This is a genomic window from Burkholderia sp. BC1, from assembly GCF_052683555.1.
The window spans coordinates 54823-71572 of the sequence record NZ_JBQYLP010000199.1; the positions used below are offsets into that span (position 1 = coordinate 54823).

Genomic DNA, 16750 nt, shown 5'->3' on the forward strand with positions numbered 1-16750 from the left:
GGGCCACTCGCTCTGGCCGAACGCGCTTGCGGTCATCCGATCTCTTCCCGCGCGCGATCGGCTGTCGCGCGGCCGTGCGCGCCGTCGTGTCGGCGCGCGCATTCTGTCGCCAAATTAGACGTCCTCGTCTGACGTCGTTTCATCCGAATCTCGAATAAACGCAATGCGCATTTATTGTCGGTTATCACTTGCGTTTCAGCACAGTCTATCTAGACTGTTCAAGTTCAAACGGTCCAATTTGTCATTTCTCAGGAGACGATCCAATGCGCCTCACCATTCGCATTAATGGCAGCGAAGCGGCAACCCGGCAGTCGTTCGCAGTGCTGTGGGTCGATACCGACGAAGGGCTGTGGTCACGCGAGGCACATCAGGGCATCGACCTGCCCACCTGGGGCAAGGTCCGCGACCTCGAGGGCGCGATGGCACTGTGCGCGGCCGACAGCGGGAACGCGGTTTGCGAGTTGCAGGGCCTGTCGTTCGACGCAACGCAGCGCGACCAGGGCACGGCGGTGCTCGCGGGCGAGCATCGCGAAGGCGCGTGGCGCCTGCAGGCGGTCGATCGCTGCACCATCTCGCCGGAATATCAGGAATTCATCACGGTGGCCCGCTAGTTTTTCGTTGACGAAAATCAGATTCGGATTTAATCGCTTATTCCGCTCGGCGATTTTCTATTTCGATATTCAGTAATTTGGCGCCTCGTTTCCGAGGCGCTTTTTTATTCCGGCACCATTAGCGATGCGCGCCCAATGTGGCGTAGCGCACCGACAGCGCCGAGCTCCTCCTTCACGCCGCGGCCCGGCCGCCGTTCGCGACTGCATCGATGCAATCGCGCGCACGCACCGTCGTTTACCCGCCGTTTTCACCGCGATCGCCGCCCGGCTTCGTGCTGCCGCGCGTCGAGCGGCGCACAGTTTCCTCACATGATCTTTACTCATTTATTACAATCCCATTATTCCGACTGACCCGCCGTCTTCCGGCGACCGACCTGGCCACTGCATGAGCGCGAAGAAAAAGCCCCACCCCGTCGACCCGTATGCGTCCGCGACCAAAAATCCGATGCTCGCGTCGCGCCTGCCGATGTGGCGCTCGAAGCTCGTCGTGATTCTCGTGTTCATCGCGTTCGCCGCGCTGATCGTGCGCGCGTTCTGGGTGCAGGTCGCAAATCAGGATTTCTACGTCGGTCAGGGCCAGAAGCGTTACCAGCGCACGATCGAGCTCGACGCGATGCGCGGGCGCATCGTCGACCGCAACGGCGCGATGCTCGCGGTCAGCCTCGCGACCTACGAGATCTGGGCGAACCCGAAGCAGGTGTCCGACACCGACTATCCGCAAATCGCGAAGCTGCTCGACATGCCGCTCGCCGAAGTGAAGCGCCGGCTCGGCAACGACAAGACCTTCGTGCTGCTCAAGCGCCAGGTCGACGCCGAGACCGCGAGCGGCCTCGACAAGCTCGCGATCGACGGCATCACGCAGATCGCCGATTCGAAGCGCTTCTATCCGGAAGGCGAATCGGCCGCGCACGTGGTCGGCTTCACGAACGTCGAGGATCAGGGGCAGGAAGGCGTCGAGCTCGCGGCGAACGCGCTGCTGTCCGGCACGTCGGGCCAGCGCGAGGTGATCCGCGACCGGCTCGGCCGGATCGTGTCGGACACGCGGCCGCTCGTGCCCGCGCAGCACGGCGCGACGATCGAGCTGACGATCGACCGGCGCATCCAGCAGCTCGCGTTCAGCCAGCTGAAGGCCGCCGTGCTCGAGAACAACGCGGTGGCCGGCAGCGTCGTCGTGCTCGATGCGCAGAACGGCGAAATCCTCGCGCTCGCAAACTATCCGACGTTCGACCCGAACGACCGCGCGCGGCTCACCGGCCAGCAGTTGCGCAACCGCGCCGTGATCGACACGTTCGAGCCGGGCTCGACGATCAAGCCGCTCGTCGTCGCGCTGTCGATCGACCAGCGCAAGGTCACGCCGAACACGATCATCAACACGTCGCCGGGCACGTACAAGATCGGCCCGGCCGTGATCCACGACACGTCGAACCACGGTTCGCTGACCGTCGCGCAGGCGCTGCAGAAGTCGAGCAACATCGCGCTCGCGAAGCTGGCGCTGAACCTACCCGCCGAAACGATCTGGAACAAATATCAGGAATACGGGATCGGCCGCGCGCCGGAGCTCACGTTCCCCGGCGTCGCGTCGGGGCGGCTGCGCAGCTACCAGCGCTGGCGGCCCATCGAGCAGGCGACGATGGCCTACGGCTACGGGCTCTCGATGTCGCTGCTGCAGATCGCGCAGATGTACACCGCCTATGCCGGCGACGGCACGCTGCATCCGGTGTCGCTGCTGAAAAACGGCACCGACCAGCAGACGATCGACGCCCATCGCGGCCATCGCGTGACGTCGCCGCAGACGGCGGCCGCGATCCGTTCGATGCTCGAGATGGCGGTCGGCGAAGGCGGCACCGGGCGGCGCGCGCGCGTCGACGGCTATCGGATCGGCGGCAAGACCGGTACGGCGCGCAAGCAGGTCGGCTCGTCGTATGCGAAGGGCAAGTATCGCGCGCTGTTCGCCGGGATGGCGCCGATGAGCAACCCGCGCCTGATCGTCGCCGTGATGATCGACGAGCCGCGCGGCAAGGGCTATTACGGCGGCACGGTGGCCGGCCCGGTGTTCGCGTCGGTGACGAGCGGCGCGCTGCAACTGCTCGGCGTGCCGCCCGACGCACCGGTCGAAGCCGATACGGAGACGCCGACGAGAAAGGTGCCGCAGAAGACGGTCGCCGTGCCGAAGGCCGCGGCGCCGGTACGAACGGCCGCGCAACCGGACGACGCGGCGCCGAAACGCGCTGCGGCCGGCTGATTGCGTGAAGAAACGGCGGGCCGCCCCGCCCGCCGTCAATGCGATGCCGCGACCGGCTTCGCCATCCTGCCGAGCACGTGCTCGGTCATGCCGCGCGCGAGTTCCGTCTCGCCCATGAAGACCGTGCCGATGCCCTCGCTCGCCAGCAGCGCGGCTTCGTCGCTGCTGTTCGTGCACAGCACGACTTCGAGCGTCGGATTCAGCGTGCGCGAAATCTCGACGATCTGCCGCACGTCGAACACGTCCGGCAGCGTGACGACGAGCATCCCCGCGCGCGCGATATGGGCCTGCACGAGCACGATCGGCTCGATCGCGTCGCCCGACACCGCCGCGACGCCGCCGGCGCGCAGCTTCTCGACGATCTCGCGATTCTGCTCGACGACGACGTACGCGATGCCGTGCTCGTCGAGCGCACGCGCGATGCGCGTGCCGACCTTGCCGTAGCCGACGATCACGACCTGCCCGGTCAGATGCGTCTGCGGCGTCGACATTGGCAGCGCGGCGAGCGGATCGTCGCGCGCCTCGAGCCGCCGCGCGAACGCCGAGCGCTTGCGGATCCATGCGAGCGCCGGATCGATCGCCGCGAACGCGACCGAGTTCAGCGCGATCGAGATCAGCGCGACCGCGAGAATCAGGTTCTGCCCTTCCGCCGACAGCAGCCCGAGCGAGCGGCCGAGCCCTGCGAGGATGAACGAGAATTCGCCGATTTGCGCGAGCCCCGCGCCGACGATCAGCGCGGTGTTCAGCGGATAGCGGAACGCGACGACGAGCGCGACGGCTGCCAGCGTCTTGCCGATCAGCACGATCGCCGCGACCTCGACGACGTGCAGCGGCTCGTTAAGCAGCACCTTCGGATCGAACAGCATTCCGACCGAAATGAAGAACAGCACCGAGAACGCGTCGCGCAACGGCAGCGTCTCGTCGGCCGCGCGGCGGCTGAATTCCGATTCGCGCATCATCATCCCGGCGAAGAATGCGCCGAGCGCGAACGACACGTCGAACAGCTTCGCCGCACCGAACGCGATGCCGACCGCGGCCGCGATCATGCAGAGCGTGAACAGCTCGCGCGAGCCGGTGCGCGCGACGAGCCACAGGATGCGCGGAAACACGCGCTTGCCGACGATCAGCATCAGCGCGATGAACGCGGCGACCTTCAGCATCGTGACGCCGAGCGTGCTCCACACGCCGCCGCCGGGCGCATGCTCGCCGCCCGGCGGCGAGCCGCCGAGCAGCCCCGCGACGGGCGGCAGCAGCACGAGCACGAGCACCATCACGAGATCCTCGACGACGAGCCAGCCGACCGCGATCCGCCCGTTCACCGTTTCGACGAGCCCGCGCCCTTCGAGCGCGCGCAGCAGCACGACCGTGCTCGCGACCGACAGCGCGAGACCGAACACGAGCGCCGCGCCGATGCTCCAGCCCCACGCGAGCGCGAGGCCGCCGCCGAGCAGCGTCGCGACCGTGATCTGCACGATCGCGCCCGGCAGCGCGATCTTGCGCACAGCGAGCAGATCGCCGAGCGAGAAATGCAGCCCGACGCCGAACATCAGCAGCATCACGCCGACTTCGGCCAGCTGCTGCGCGAGCGACAGATCGCCGACGAAGCCCGGCGTGCCGGGGCCGATCACGATCCCGGCCAGCAGATAGCCGACGAGCGGCGGCATTTTGAGCAGCGACGCGAGATAACCGAAGATCATCGCGAGACCGAAACCGGCCGCGAGCAACGCAATCAGGCTGACGTCATGAGGCATCCCCCCTCCCTGGTTCGTGTAACGCTTTAGTAAGGTTCAAGAACGAAAGGATAAGGGATGAGGCGGGAAAATGGCGCGCCGCCGCGAAAAATTCACGCGGCGGCGCGGGTCGGACGCAGCGCGCGGCAGGCCGCCGCGCCCGCTCAGCGCGCGGCTTGCGGGAAGCGCGCGCCCGGCGGCGGTTCGGGGCGCGTCGACGGCACGCTCTTGCGCACCTTCGCGACCTGCGCGGCCGTCACCGGCGAGCCGGTGTTGCCCCAGCTCGTGCGGATGAAGTTCGACACGTCCGCCACTTCCTGATCCGACAGGCGCCAGCCGAACGGCGGCATCGTGAACGTCGACGGCGCGGTGTGCGTGCCGACCAGCGCGCTGCCTTCGAGCACCACGTGGATCAGCGACGTCGGATCGTCGCCCTGCACGACGGGGTTGCCGGCCAGCGCCGGGAACACGCGCGTATAGCCGTGCCCGTCGCTGCGGTGGCAGGCCATGCAGTTGTCGCGGTACACAGCCGCGCCGGGCTTGCTCGCGTCGCCGGTCTGCAGCGCCTTCGCGGCGGCCGCGTCGTAGACGTGCGGCTGCTCGCCCTGCACGCGCGGCGGCAGCGTCTTCAGATAGCGCGCGATCGCGGTCAGGTCGTCGTCGCTCATGTGCTGCATGCTGTGGCCGACCACGTCCGTCATCCCGCCGAACGCGGCCGTGCGCAGCGTGCGGCCGGTCTTCAGGAACTGCACGATCTCGCCTTCGCTCCACGTGCCGAGGCCGGTGCGCGGTTCGCCGCGCAGGCTCGTCGGCACCCAGCCGTCGATCGCCGCGCCGCCGGCGAGGAAGTCGAGGCCGTCCGCGTCGGTCAGCGCGCGCTCCTGCATCGTCACTGCACGCGGCGTATGGCACGCGCCGCAGTGGCCGAGCCCCTGCACGAGGTACGCGCCGCGTGCGAGCACCGGATCGGCATACGGCGTCGCGTCGAACGGCTTCGGCGACGGCGCGAACATCTTGCGCCAGATCGCGAGCGGCCAGCGCATCGACAGCGGCCAGACGATGTCGACCGCGCGGTTCTCGTGCTCGACCGGCGCGACGCCGTGCATGAAGTACGCATACAGCGCCTTCACGTCGTCGTCGGTCAGCCGCGCGTACGACGGAAACGGCATCGCCGGATACAGCGTGTCGCCGTTCTTGCGCACGCCGGCGCGCACCGCGCGGTCGAAGTCCTCGAGCGACCACGTGCCGATGCCGGTCTTCTGCGCCGGCGTGATGTTCGTCGAATAGATCGCGCCGATCGGCGTGTCGAACTTCAGGCCGCCCGCGAACGGCTTGCCGCCGACCGCGGTGTGACACGCGACGCAGTCGCCCGCGCGCGCAAGATACGCGCCGCGCGCGACCAGCGCATCGGCGGACTGCGGCGCGGCTGCAGCCGCGGCCGATGCGGCGGCAGGTGTCGCCGCAGGTTGCGCGACGGCCGCCGCGCTGCCGAAGCCGAGCGCCGCGCATGCAGCGCTCGCGGCCAATGCGCGCGACAGGCGGCGCGCGATACGGTGGGTCACGATCCTCTTCATACGGTCACCAGCGGAGCGGGATTTTTCAGGTATTGCTCACGGATCGCGCGCGCCGACCAGTACGCGAGCGCCGCGACGATGCCGGTCGGGTTGTAGCCGATGCCCTGCGGCAGCGCCGACGCGCCCATCACGAACACGTTGTGCACGTCCCAGCACTGCAGATAGCGGTTCAGCACGCTCGTCTTCGGATCGGTGCCCATCACCGCGCCGCCGACCAGGTGCGTCGTCTGGTACGCACGCGTATCGAAGTGCTTGCCGAACTCGCGCGTCGATACGCTGATCGCCTTCGGCCCCATCGCTTCCGCGATCTTCTTCATCTGGCCCGTCACGTACTGCGCCATCCGGATGTCGTTGTCCTTCCAGTCGAAGGTCATCCGCAGCAGCGGCTGCCCGTACGAATCGCGATAGGTCGGATCGAGATCGAGATAGACGTCGCGGTACGACATGTTCGTGCCGTGCGCGTCCATCGAGATCGTGTGCGCGTAGTAATCCTTCACCGCCTTCTTCCACGCGGAACCCCAGCCGGGCGTGCCCGGCGGCACCGCGATCCCGCTCACCGGCTTCACGCCGGCCTGGTTCACCCACAGCGGCGAGCCGCCGACAAAGCCGAGCGGGCCGTGATCGAAGTTGTCCGCGTTGAAGTCGTCGACCGCGACGCCGTTGCCGCCGGCGCCGACGAACGGGTTCGTGAACGTATCGCGGTCGAAGAACGCCTTGATCGTCGACAGGTTCTGGTACGCGAAATTGCGGCCCACGACGCCTTCGCCCGAGATCGGATCGTACGGCTTGCCGATGCCCGACAGCAGCAGCAGATGCACGTTGTGATACTGGAACGCGGCGACGATCACGAGATCGGCCGGCTGATGCACTTCACGGCCGGCCGGATCGACGTAGGTGACGCCGGTCGCGCGCTTCTTCGTGTCGTCGAGGTCGACGCGCAGCACGTGGCACTTCGAGCGCAGCTCGAAGTTCGGCGTCTGCTTCAGCGCGGGCAGGATGTTCAGGTTCGGCGACGCCTTCGAATACATGTAGCACGCGTAGCCGCTGCAGTAGCCGCAGAAGTTGCACGGCCCCATCTGCACGCCGTACGGATTCGTGTACGGGCCCGACGTGTTCGCCGACGGCAGCCGGTACGGATGCAGCCCGAGCGACTTCGCGGCATCGTAGAAACGCTGCGCCGAATACGTGTTGAGCTGCGGCGGCAGCGGAAAATGATCGCTGCGGTTCGCCTCGAACACGTTGCCGTCGCCGACGACCTTGCCGCCGACCTTGTACGCCTGCCCCGACGTGCCGAACACCTTTTCCGCGAAGTCGAAATGCGGCTCGAGTTCGTCGTAGCTGACGCCGGTGTCCTGGATCGTCATCCCTTCCGGAATGAATTTCTTTCCGTAGCGCTCTTCATAGTGGCTGCGCAGCCGCAGCTCCTCGGGCGTGATGCGGAAATGCACGCCGGACCAGTGCAGCCCCGCGCCGCCGACGCCCTCGCCCGGCAGGAACGCGGCGAGCTGCCGATACGGCAGCGCGGTATCGTTGATGCCGTGGCGGATCGACACGGTCGTCTTCGACAGGTCGAGGAACAGCTTCTTGCGGATGTTGTAGGTCAGCTCGTCGATCGTGTTCGGATACGCGCCGTCCGGATAGGTGTCGCGATATTCGCCGCGCTCGAGCGCGACGACTTTCAGTCCTGCTTCGGTCAGTTCCTTCGCGAGAATCGCGCCGGTCCAGCCGAAGCCGACGATCACCGCATCGACATGCGGCTTTTTCTCTGCGGCCATCAGCTACGCTCCCCGTTGATCGACACGGGGCCGTACGGATACGGCTTGCCGTTCTGGTTGACGAAATCCATGAAATCGGCGCGCGCGCCCGGAAAGCCGATCATCTTCCATGCCGCCATGCCGCGATTGCCGCCGTGCACCGGATCGCAGAAGTAGCCTTCGCGCGTGTTCTGCAGCAGCTGGCCGAAGAACACGCCGGGCGGCACGTCGTCGATCGGCGCGCTGCCCTTTTCGAGCGCGCCGAGCACCGCGTCGCGCGTCGCCGCGTCGAGATCCGCGAATGCCTTGCCGTGCGTCTTCTCGCAATAGCGATCGACGGCCGCGATGCCGAGGCGGTACACGTCGCGCGGCACGAGCTTCAGCTGATAGCCGAGCTCGGGCACGCCTTGCTGGAACGGCGCCTGCATGTACCACGTCGCGCCGTGCGCATACGGCGTTTCCATCTGGCGATCGATGAATTCCGGCACGCCGGCGTCGAGCGCGCCCGGGCCTTCGGCGTCGGCCGGAATCAGCCGGTCGACCGCGGCCTGGACGAACGCCCACTCCTTCGCATCGAAGAAGGTCGGCTTGTACGGCGAACGTTCGGCATCGGCCGACGCGGCGGACGCGTGGCCGGCCGTCGTCGCGGAAGACGGCGACGAACGCAGGTCGCAGCCGGCGACCGACGCGATCGGCACGAGCGCGACCGACGTGCGCAGAAACCGGCGGCGCGAATTGGGTTTGTCAGATGGGGTAGACATGGTCGGATGTTGGGCGTTGGAGACCGTTGTTCGAACACGCGCATCCCGCATGCGGCGTGCCCGACGAACCGGCCGCGTACGGCAGGCCGTCGTTGTTTTTTCCGTGTGCTGCGAGCAAATTCGACACGGGCACCGACCGCGCAGGCGGCGGCGCCCTCTCACGCTGCCGCGCGCCCCGATCCGGCGGCGCGCGGCTGGTTCGACCTCTTCACGGGCCTGATTGGCGGACGGCTCGGGCCTGCCGGCCGGGTCCGTCCGTCGTCGCCATGGCTCTCATTCAACATAGACGCCGCACTTGCGTGCCGCAAGCGCAACGTGCACGACCCTCATTCGAGACATGGGCGACGAGTGCCGCGCATTATATATGGAACCGGTTCCATTTCTATCGAAACAGATGCAATTGATTGCAGCGAAAACCGCAACAATTGAAAAAACGGGGCGGCGGCCACGTGGGCTGCAGCTCGCCGCAGCGCTCGCGCACAGCGGCGAGTAGTACAGCGTGTCCATCCGGGCGAAGCGCGAGCCGCGGATCCGCTTGAAAAAGCCGACGTAACGGAAATCGCCGACGGCGCGCACCGCGAACAGCAATGCGAGCACGACGATCGCGATGCCGCTCGCGCCCGGATAACGGCCCGGCCACACCCACCCTGCGCGCGCGGCGACGACGCATGCCGCTGCGAGCAGCGCGGCCGCGATCGTGCAGGTGCCGGCCGTGCTCGGATGCAGCAACGGCACGCCGTCGTGTTCGGGTATCGCCGCACGCTTGCCGCGTCGTCCGCCGCATGCCCAATAGACGTGGACAAGCGCGATCGCGCAGAGCGTCGGCACGCTGAAATACGCAGCGATCATGTCGCGCGGTTCCTCGTATCGTGTGACAAGTGCTTCGCGTCGTGCCGCTTCGAGGCGCACACGCAACGCGTGCATCACGATATCGAAACGCGATTCATGCATCGACACGCGCGAGCCGTGCCGCACTGCGGCTTGACTTCGGTCAGCCCGTCGCTACCTTTTAGAGCTGTGCTGCAGTCGCGCGCACGACGCGCGCGCAGCGTCCGGCCGACGGAACGCGCGTCGCACAACGACACGCGCCAACGCAACTGCATCGCCCCATCGATCCGCGGCACGGCGACGATAACGACAACCGTTGGAGACGACTCATGCTGATCGGTGTGCCGAAAGAGATCAAGAACCACGAATACCGCGTCGGCCTGACGCCCGCCGGTGCACGCGAACTCACGCGGCATGGCCACAAGGTGCTCGTGCAGCGCGGTGCGGGCACCGCGATCGGCCTGCTCGACGACGACTACGCCGCCGCCGGCGCAGCCCTGTGCGACGGCGCCGAGGAAGTGTTCGCGCGCGCCGACATGATCGTCAAGGTGAAGGAGCCGCAGCCCGCCGAATGCGCGATGCTGCGGCGCGGGCAGGTTCTGTACGCCTATCTGCATCTCGCGCCCGATCCGGAACAGGCGGCCGCACTCGTGAAGTCGGGCGCCGTGTGCATCGCCTACGAAACCGTGACCGGGCCGGGCGGCGGCCTGCCGCTGCTCGCGCCGATGAGCGAAGTCGCCGGCCGCATGTCGATCCAGGTCGCGGCCACGCATCTCGAAAGCCCGCGCGGCGGGCGCGGCATGCTGATGGCGGGCGTGCCCGGCGTGCCGGCCGCGCACGTCGTCGTGCTCGGCGCGGGCGTCGTCGGCACCGGCGCCTTGCAGATGGCGGTCGGCCTCGGCGCGCGCGTGACGGTGCTCGACACCAACGTGAGCCGGCTGCGGCAGCTCGACCTGATCTTCGCGAACCGGATCGCGACCGTCTGCTCGAATGCGCAGACGATCGACGAGGCGATCCGCGATGCGGACGTCGTGATCGGCGCGGTGCTGGTACCCGGTGCGTCGGCACCGCGGCTCGTCACGCGCGACATGATCGCGACGATGCGGGCCGGTGCGGTCGTCGTCGACGTCGCGATCGATCAGGGCGGCTGCTTCGAAACCTCGCATCCGACTACGCACGCGGACCCGACCTTCGTCGTCGACGGCGTCGTTCACTACTGCGTCGCGAACATGCCGGGCGCGGTCGCGCGCACGTCGACGTTCGCGCTGAACAACGCGACGCTCGGCCACGCACTCGCGCTCGCCGACAAGGGCTGGGAACAGGCGATGATCGACGATCCGCATCTGCGCGCGGGGCTGAACGTCTGCGACGGGCACATCACGTACGAAGCGGTTGCACAGGCGCTGCGGCTGCCGTACGTGCCGGCGATCGACGTGCTCGCGTGATCGCGCGACGGCGCGGCACGCGCCGACCCGTTGCGTTCACGTGCCGTTGCGGCGGCGACGCTGCGCCGCGCTTGCGTCCGTGGCGCGCGCGAGCAGCGGGCGCAGTTGCGCGAGCGTGCGCGTGTTGAGCACCTCGCGCGGCGTCAGCCAGCCGCGCCGCGCCTGATCGACGCCGCCGTCGAGATAGCCGAGTTCGTCCGCGCTCATCGCGTCCGATCCGATCGCGACCGGCACGCCGGCCTTCGCGGCCTCGCGGCACCAGACGTCCGGCAAGTCGAGCCGCTGCGGCTGCGCATCGAGTTCGACGCTGCAGCCGCGCGCCGCCGCGTGCGCGATCACGCGCGGCAGATCGACGTCGCATCCGTCGCGCTCGCCGAGCAAGCGGCCGGCCGGATGCGCGACGATCGTCAGATGCGGATCGTCGATCGCGCGCAGCATCCGCGCGGTCTGTGCGTCGCGCGGCAGATCGAAGCCGTCGCGCACCGCGCCGACGACGATCTCGAGCCGGTCGAGCACATCGGCCGGCACGTCGAGGCTGCCGTCGTCGCGAATGCCGGCCTCGACGCCTTTCAGCAGCACGAAGTCGTCGAACGATGCGTTGAGCCGATCGATCTCGTCGAGCTGCCGGAGCAACCACGTGAAATCGGCCGTGCGGCCGCGGCCCGCATCGGGTGCGCGATCGGTCACGGCAAGATAGCTGAGCCCGCGCGAACGCGCGGCCTCAGCGATCGCGTGCAGGCCGTCGCGACCGCCGGATGCGTCGGTATGCACGTGGAAATCGCCGTGAAGAGCGCTGCGCTCGATGAGCGTCGGCAGCGTGCCGGCGCGCGCCGCGTCGATCTCGCCACGCCCTTCGCGCAGCTCGGGCGGCACCCACTGCAGGCCGATCGCATCGTAGACCGACGCTTCCGTCGCACCGGCGATCCGCTCTTCGCCGCGAAACACGCCGTACTCGTTGATCTTCAGCCCGGCCGCCTGGGCGATCCGGCGCAGCGCGATGTTGTGCGCTTTCGAACCGGTGAAGTAGACGAGCGCGGCGCCGAATGCCTCCGCATCGACGACGCGCAGGTCGACCTGCAGCCCGCACGCGAGCACGATGCTCGAGCGCGTCTTGCCCTTGGCGAGCACGCGTTCGACCGCGTCGCCGCGCGTGAAGGCATCGGCGACGGCGGCCGCGTCGCGCGCCGATACCAGAATGTCGAGATCGCCGACCGTCTCGCGACGCCGTCGCACGCTGCCGGCTGCCACGGCCTCGATCACGCCGGGCACCGCGCGCAGCCGTTCGAGCAGCGGGGCGAGCACGTCGGTCGCGACCGGCAGCAGACAGCGCCGCGGCGTGCGGCGCAAGCGTTCGTCGAGCGCGTCGAGCAGTTGCGCTTCCGTTTTCGCGCCGAAACCGGGCAGCGCACGGACGTGCCCGTTCTTGGTTTCGACGCGCAGCTGTTCGAGCGTTTCGATACGCAAGGCATCGTGCAGCGCCTTCACGCGCTTCGCACCGAGCCCCGGCACGTCGAGCAGCTGAACGATTGCGCCGGGCAGCGCGCGGCGCAGCGTCTGCTGCAATTCGCAGGTGCCCGTCTGCGCAATCTCGCGCAGCTTCGACGCGAGATCCGGGCCGATCGACGGGATCCGCACGAGCTCGCCGCCGTCGGCGAGCATCGACGGGATGTCACGGCCGTAGTCGGCAATCGTGCGTGCCGCGTTGCGATACGCGCGGACCCGGAACGGATTCGCGCCCTGAATCTCGAGCATGTCCGCGATTTCGGCGAAGACGGCCGCACATTCGGCATTGTGAATCCGCATGATCGGCGTGGCCCCCTTCCACGTAGATGATGCCGCACGGTGTCGGGCGCCCGGCATCGCGCCGCCCGCGCGCGCAGGCGCGTCGATGCCGGACGCCCGACGCCGGGCGCGCGCTTCCATCGTACGCCCGCCGCGCGATGTGTGCCGCGTCGTCCGACCGCGGCGCCGCGTTACAGCGACGCGCGCGGCGCCGTCGCGTATCGCCGTTCGTACAGCGCCTGGCAATGCGTGCATCGTTCGGCCGTCGGCCGCGCGCGCAGCCGCGCGTAGCCGACCGGGCCGTCGCAATCGATGCAGTCGCCGTAGCTGCCGTCGACCATGCGCTGCTGCGCACGCCGAATCGCGCGGAGCTCGGCCAGCTTCATGCCGATCAGCGCGTGATCGACGTCGACGAAAAGATCCGCGTTCGCTTCGTCGCCTTCGTCCGGCGATGCGCCGGCCAGCTCCGCATACGATTCCGATGCGCGCTGGTCTTCGCTCGCGCGAAGCTCCGCGCGCAACGCCTGCTCGGATTCGTTGAGCCGCTGCAGCAGTGCGTGCCGTTGCCGTTCGTCGAGCGCCATCGTCGTCTCCTGTTCCGGATTTCGCGTACGCCTGCCGCGCACGCGCCGAGGCGCGGCGGCCAACGCGCACGACGCGCGCCGCTGCGACCGGATGCTGCCGCGCGTGCGGGGCACGCCGCGCGCATTCGATGCAGCATAAACCCAACCGGGCGGCGCGTGTTGATCCGAACAGGCTGCGCGCGCCGCCCGAGCGGGCACGGCGCGAAAACCGGGGACGGACGCGAAAACGCGGCGCGCGCGCCTGCCGGAACGCGCGGCGGGCGACCCTGCTTCGACCTCCATCGGCACCGTGCGGCTCGACGTATCGCCGGATGCCGAACTGCACGCGTTGCGCAATCTGGTTGCGCACGCAACCTTCCACGCAATGCACTCGAGCATGCCGTTCATGAATCGATCAGAACGCATTGCGGCCGATGAAGCCGCGCACGATCGTCATCAGGATGATCTTCATGTCGAACCAGAAGCTCCAGTTCTGCATGTAGAACAGGTCGAACTTCACGCGCGCGGCCATCGCCTCGACCTTGCGCGTCTCGCCGCGATAGCCGTTCACCTGTGCCCATCCGGTGATGCCGGGCCGCACGCGATAGCGGTACATGTAGCAGTCGATCAGCTGCCGGTACAAGTCGTCGTGCTCGATCGCATGCGGCCGCGGGCCGACGACCGACATCTGGCCGAACAGCACGTTGAAGAATTGCGGCAGCTCGTCGAGCGACGTGCGGCGCAGAAACGCGCCGACCGGCGTCACGCGCGAGTCGTTGCGCGACGCCTGCCGCAGCACGCCGGGCTGCTCGCGATGCACGCGCATCGTCCTGAACTTCAGGATATGGAACTCGCGGCCGTCGATCCCCTTGCGGCGCTGCCGGAACAGCACGGGCCCCGGAGACGACAGCTTGACGGCAATTGCGAGCGCCGCCATCAGCGGCATCAGCGGTACCAGCACCGCGGCGGCGAACAGCCGGTCGAACGCGAACTTCGCCCACATCTCCGGTGCGGAACGCGGCGTCGTCGCGAGATTGATCGCCGGCATGCCGAGCACGTCGGTCGCGGAACGGTCGACGACCGACATATGACGTACATCGGGCAGCAGGCGCAATTGCACGAACTCGTCGCGCAGCTCGCGAACGATCCGCTGAATCCGCCATTCGTGCGACATCGGCAGCGTGAGCCACACCTCGTCGATCTCGCCGTCGTGGATCCGCTGCCGCAGCGTGTGCCAGTCGCCGATCACCGGCACGCCGCCGATATCGGCGGCCGCGCCGGGCGCATCGTCGTCGAACACGTACGCGGGCACGTACGGCCCCTGCGGCGCGAGCCGCATGCGCTCGATCGCGACGCGACCGTATCCGGTCGCGCCGACCACCGCGACGCGGCGCCGATGCGCGCGCGCCTCGGGACGCCTGGCCGCGACCGCGAGCAGCGCGACCCTGCCGAGCAGCAGTGCCGCGTCGGCGGCCAGCACGGTCTCGACGATCCACTGCATCGTGATCGTGCCGCCGCGATTCATGATCCAGACGCCCGTCGCGATCGTCAGTACGCTCGCGCACACGATCGCGGCAATCGTGCCGCTCAATGCCTGTTCGCGTTCGCGCACGCTTGCGCCGTTGCCCGTCTCGCGCAGCGCGCGCGGCAGCAGCGCGACGCTCAGCACGCAGAGCAACACGATCGCGCCGCGGCGCGCGTCGGACAGATCGCTCCACGCGAGCCCGCCCGCGGCCTGCGCAGCCAGCGCGCCGGCGAGCACGAGCACGACGTCGGCCGCCGCGATCCCGGCGCGGCGCGCCACACTCGTTCCTCTCATCTCCGCCGCCCTCACGCGCTGTGTGCCGCCGCGCCGCAGCGCACCTCCGTCAGACGCGGACGTACCGACATCGGGCGCGCGCCGCTGCGCGAGCCGAGCAGCCGATCGTAATCGGCGCGGATCATGTCGTAACACTCGCATGCGTGACGCTCGAGACCGCCGCGATCGAGCACCGTGATGCGTCCGCGGCGCTGCCGGATCAGTCCGGCCTCCTGCAGGCTGCCGGCCGCTTCCGTCACGCCTTCGCGCCGCACGCCGAGCATGTTCGCGATCGTCTGCTGCGTGACGGCCAGCTCGTCGCCTTCGATCCGGTCGTGCGCAAGCAGCAGCCAGCGGCTCAGCTGCTCGCTGACCGAATGATGGCGATTGCAGAGCGCACTGCGCGAGATCTGCGCCATCGTCGCCTGACAATAGTTGAGGAGCAGCCGGTACGTCGCCGGCGAACGTTCGAATTCCGTGCGCATCACGCAGGTCGGCACGCGGTACGCCATCCCGCCGATACGCACCTCGACGCGGTTCGACACCGCCGCCCCGCCGACCATCGTCGCGAGCCCGACCACACCTTCCCGGCCGACGACCGCCACCTCGACCATCGCACCGTCTTCCATCAAGTGCTGCACCGACATCATCGCCGTCGTCGGGAAATGCACATGACGCATCGGTTCGCCGACCCGGTCCAGCATGCCGGGCTTGACCCGGACCAGTTCGAGATGCGGTGCGATCGCCCGAATGCTGTCCTCCGGCAGTGCGTCCAGAATGGCATTCGCCGAATAGCTCGATTGAAGATGAAGCATGTCTGTATCCCTCTTATTGTCCGCGCCGCATGCAGACGGTCGGCGGAATTCGTTTTCGTCAAGCGTGTCGGGCGCCATCGGCGGTTGCGGCCTACAACCACGGATCGGACATTGGCGGCTTATCGCCGTCGATGTCGGTCAATCACCCCGTTCGACACGCGAGTCGTAATAAGCGATTTGCGTGCCAATCGCCGTCCGTCCTTAATATATGAATGACGACCGTTTAGAACGGCCGAATGGCGGCCTCCGGAACGATCGAAAACCGTCTCATTTCCGGACACTCGGGCATTCGCTAGACACTCGCGGCTATTCGACTGATCAATACGCGGGCACCGCGGAAGCCCGCGCAGAATGGCGCTCGGGGCTTGTCGCTCAAATACTTACAGTTGTTTTTCAATCGTTTCCGCGACGTCGGCCGCTGTCTCAGCTCGTCCGCACGCGGTCCCGCGCGCCAGTTTCGAACTGTCTCATCTTTGAATCGGCGCTCTAATCCGGGCTTTTGTTAGCCACCCCACAAATGCGTCGCAAACCCCTGATTCGAATGGGAAAGATCTCCTTCCCCAATTAAATGTCAAATAGTGTTTGATGTTGTCTTTCTGTTTTCGAGGCACAATGCTTCATGTCTGGCGATTGGCAACCGGTGATAGGAGAATACGTTTACATCGGTCGATTCCATTTCCGGATGATTAATTCTTAAATAAGGCAAGATCGAATTTCATATAAGGTTCTCATTCTTTTTGGATCGTCAAAGTTTGTGAAATGACGTAATGTGCGTTTAGCGGAATTGAGTACCGTGCTAGGGAAACGCTGATCAATGGACCAACTTCCGAAGTTGCAGGCGAGATGG

Annotated in this window: 11 protein-coding genes and 1 pseudogene; 3 read left to right on the plus strand and 9 right to left on the minus strand. The window is 67.4% G+C overall.

What is annotated here, in order from left to right:
- Nucleotides 1-263 precede the first annotated feature (263 nt).
- Both ACSHSS_RS30605 and ACSHSS_RS30610 read left to right on the plus strand, forming a co-directional pair.
- A complete protein-coding gene (locus ACSHSS_RS30605) occupies nt 264-611 on the plus strand; it encodes a DUF3564 family protein (RefSeq protein ID WP_445546013.1) in 348 nt (115 codons plus the stop codon).
- Nucleotides 612-996: 385 nt separating this feature from the next.
- On the plus strand, nt 997-2853 hold the full coding sequence (locus ACSHSS_RS30610; RefSeq protein ID WP_445546014.1) for a peptidoglycan D,D-transpeptidase FtsI family protein: 1857 nt from the start codon (nt 997-999) through the stop codon (nt 2851-2853).
- 35 nt (nt 2854-2888) lie between these two features.
- Here ACSHSS_RS30610 and ACSHSS_RS30615 read toward each other — a convergent pair whose 3' ends face one another.
- The 5 genes and pseudogenes from ACSHSS_RS30615 to ACSHSS_RS30635 form a co-directional block, all read right to left on the minus strand.
- Nucleotides 2889-4604: a cation:proton antiporter domain-containing protein gene (locus ACSHSS_RS30615; RefSeq protein WP_155821791.1), complete on the minus strand. Its 1716-nt coding sequence runs from the start codon at nt 4602-4604 to the stop codon at nt 2889-2891.
- A gap of 143 nt (nt 4605-4747) precedes the next feature.
- Nucleotides 4748-6157, minus strand: coding sequence for a c-type cytochrome (locus tag ACSHSS_RS30620; RefSeq protein WP_039218296.1), 1410 nt, complete (start codon nt 6155-6157; stop codon nt 4748-4750).
- Complete coding sequence (locus tag ACSHSS_RS30625) at nt 6154-7932, minus strand: GMC family oxidoreductase (RefSeq protein ID WP_217097099.1); 1779 nt, start codon at nt 7930-7932, stop codon at nt 6154-6156. Before ACSHSS_RS30625 ends, ACSHSS_RS30620 begins: the two co-directional genes overlap by 4 nt.
- Entirely contained in the window at nt 7932-8672 is a 741-nt protein-coding gene (locus ACSHSS_RS30630) for a gluconate 2-dehydrogenase subunit 3 family protein (protein WP_006402393.1), read from the minus strand. The genes ACSHSS_RS30625 and ACSHSS_RS30630 overlap by 1 nt, the downstream gene beginning before the upstream one ends.
- Before the next feature lie 459 nt (nt 8673-9131).
- A pseudogene (locus ACSHSS_RS30635) lies at nt 9132-9521 on the minus strand (DUF3995 domain-containing protein); the annotation flags it as partial.
- 308 nt (nt 9522-9829) lie between these two features.
- Between ACSHSS_RS30635 and ald the strand changes: the two are divergent.
- Nucleotides 9830-10945, plus strand: coding sequence for an alanine dehydrogenase (ald, locus tag ACSHSS_RS30640; RefSeq protein ID WP_445546015.1), 1116 nt, complete (start codon nt 9830-9832; stop codon nt 10943-10945).
- A 36-nt stretch (nt 10946-10981) separates the two neighbouring features.
- Here the strand turns inward: ald and polX are convergent, their stop codons facing one another.
- The 4 genes from polX to ACSHSS_RS30660 form a co-directional block, all read right to left on the minus strand.
- Nucleotides 10982-12748 carry a DNA polymerase/3'-5' exonuclease PolX gene (gene polX, locus ACSHSS_RS30645; RefSeq protein WP_445546016.1) on the minus strand — a complete coding sequence of 589 codons (1767 nt, stop codon included), beginning with the start codon at nt 12746-12748 and terminating at the stop codon, nt 10982-10984.
- Between the two features lie 170 nt (nt 12749-12918).
- Nucleotides 12919-13311, minus strand: coding sequence for a TraR/DksA family transcriptional regulator (locus tag ACSHSS_RS30650; protein WP_035956058.1), 393 nt, complete (start codon nt 13309-13311; stop codon nt 12919-12921).
- Nucleotides 13312-13705: 394 nt separating this feature from the next.
- The gene (locus ACSHSS_RS30655; RefSeq protein ID WP_043279915.1) at nt 13706-15109 is read right to left on the minus strand and encodes an undecaprenyl-phosphate glucose phosphotransferase; all 1404 of its coding nucleotides are present in this window, start codon (nt 15107-15109) and stop codon (nt 13706-13708) included.
- Nucleotides 15110-15120: 11 nt separating this feature from the next.
- On the minus strand, nt 15121-15903 hold the full coding sequence (locus ACSHSS_RS30660; protein WP_006402402.1) for a Crp/Fnr family transcriptional regulator: 783 nt from the start codon (nt 15901-15903) through the stop codon (nt 15121-15123).
- Nucleotides 15904-16750: the final 847 nt, after the last annotated feature.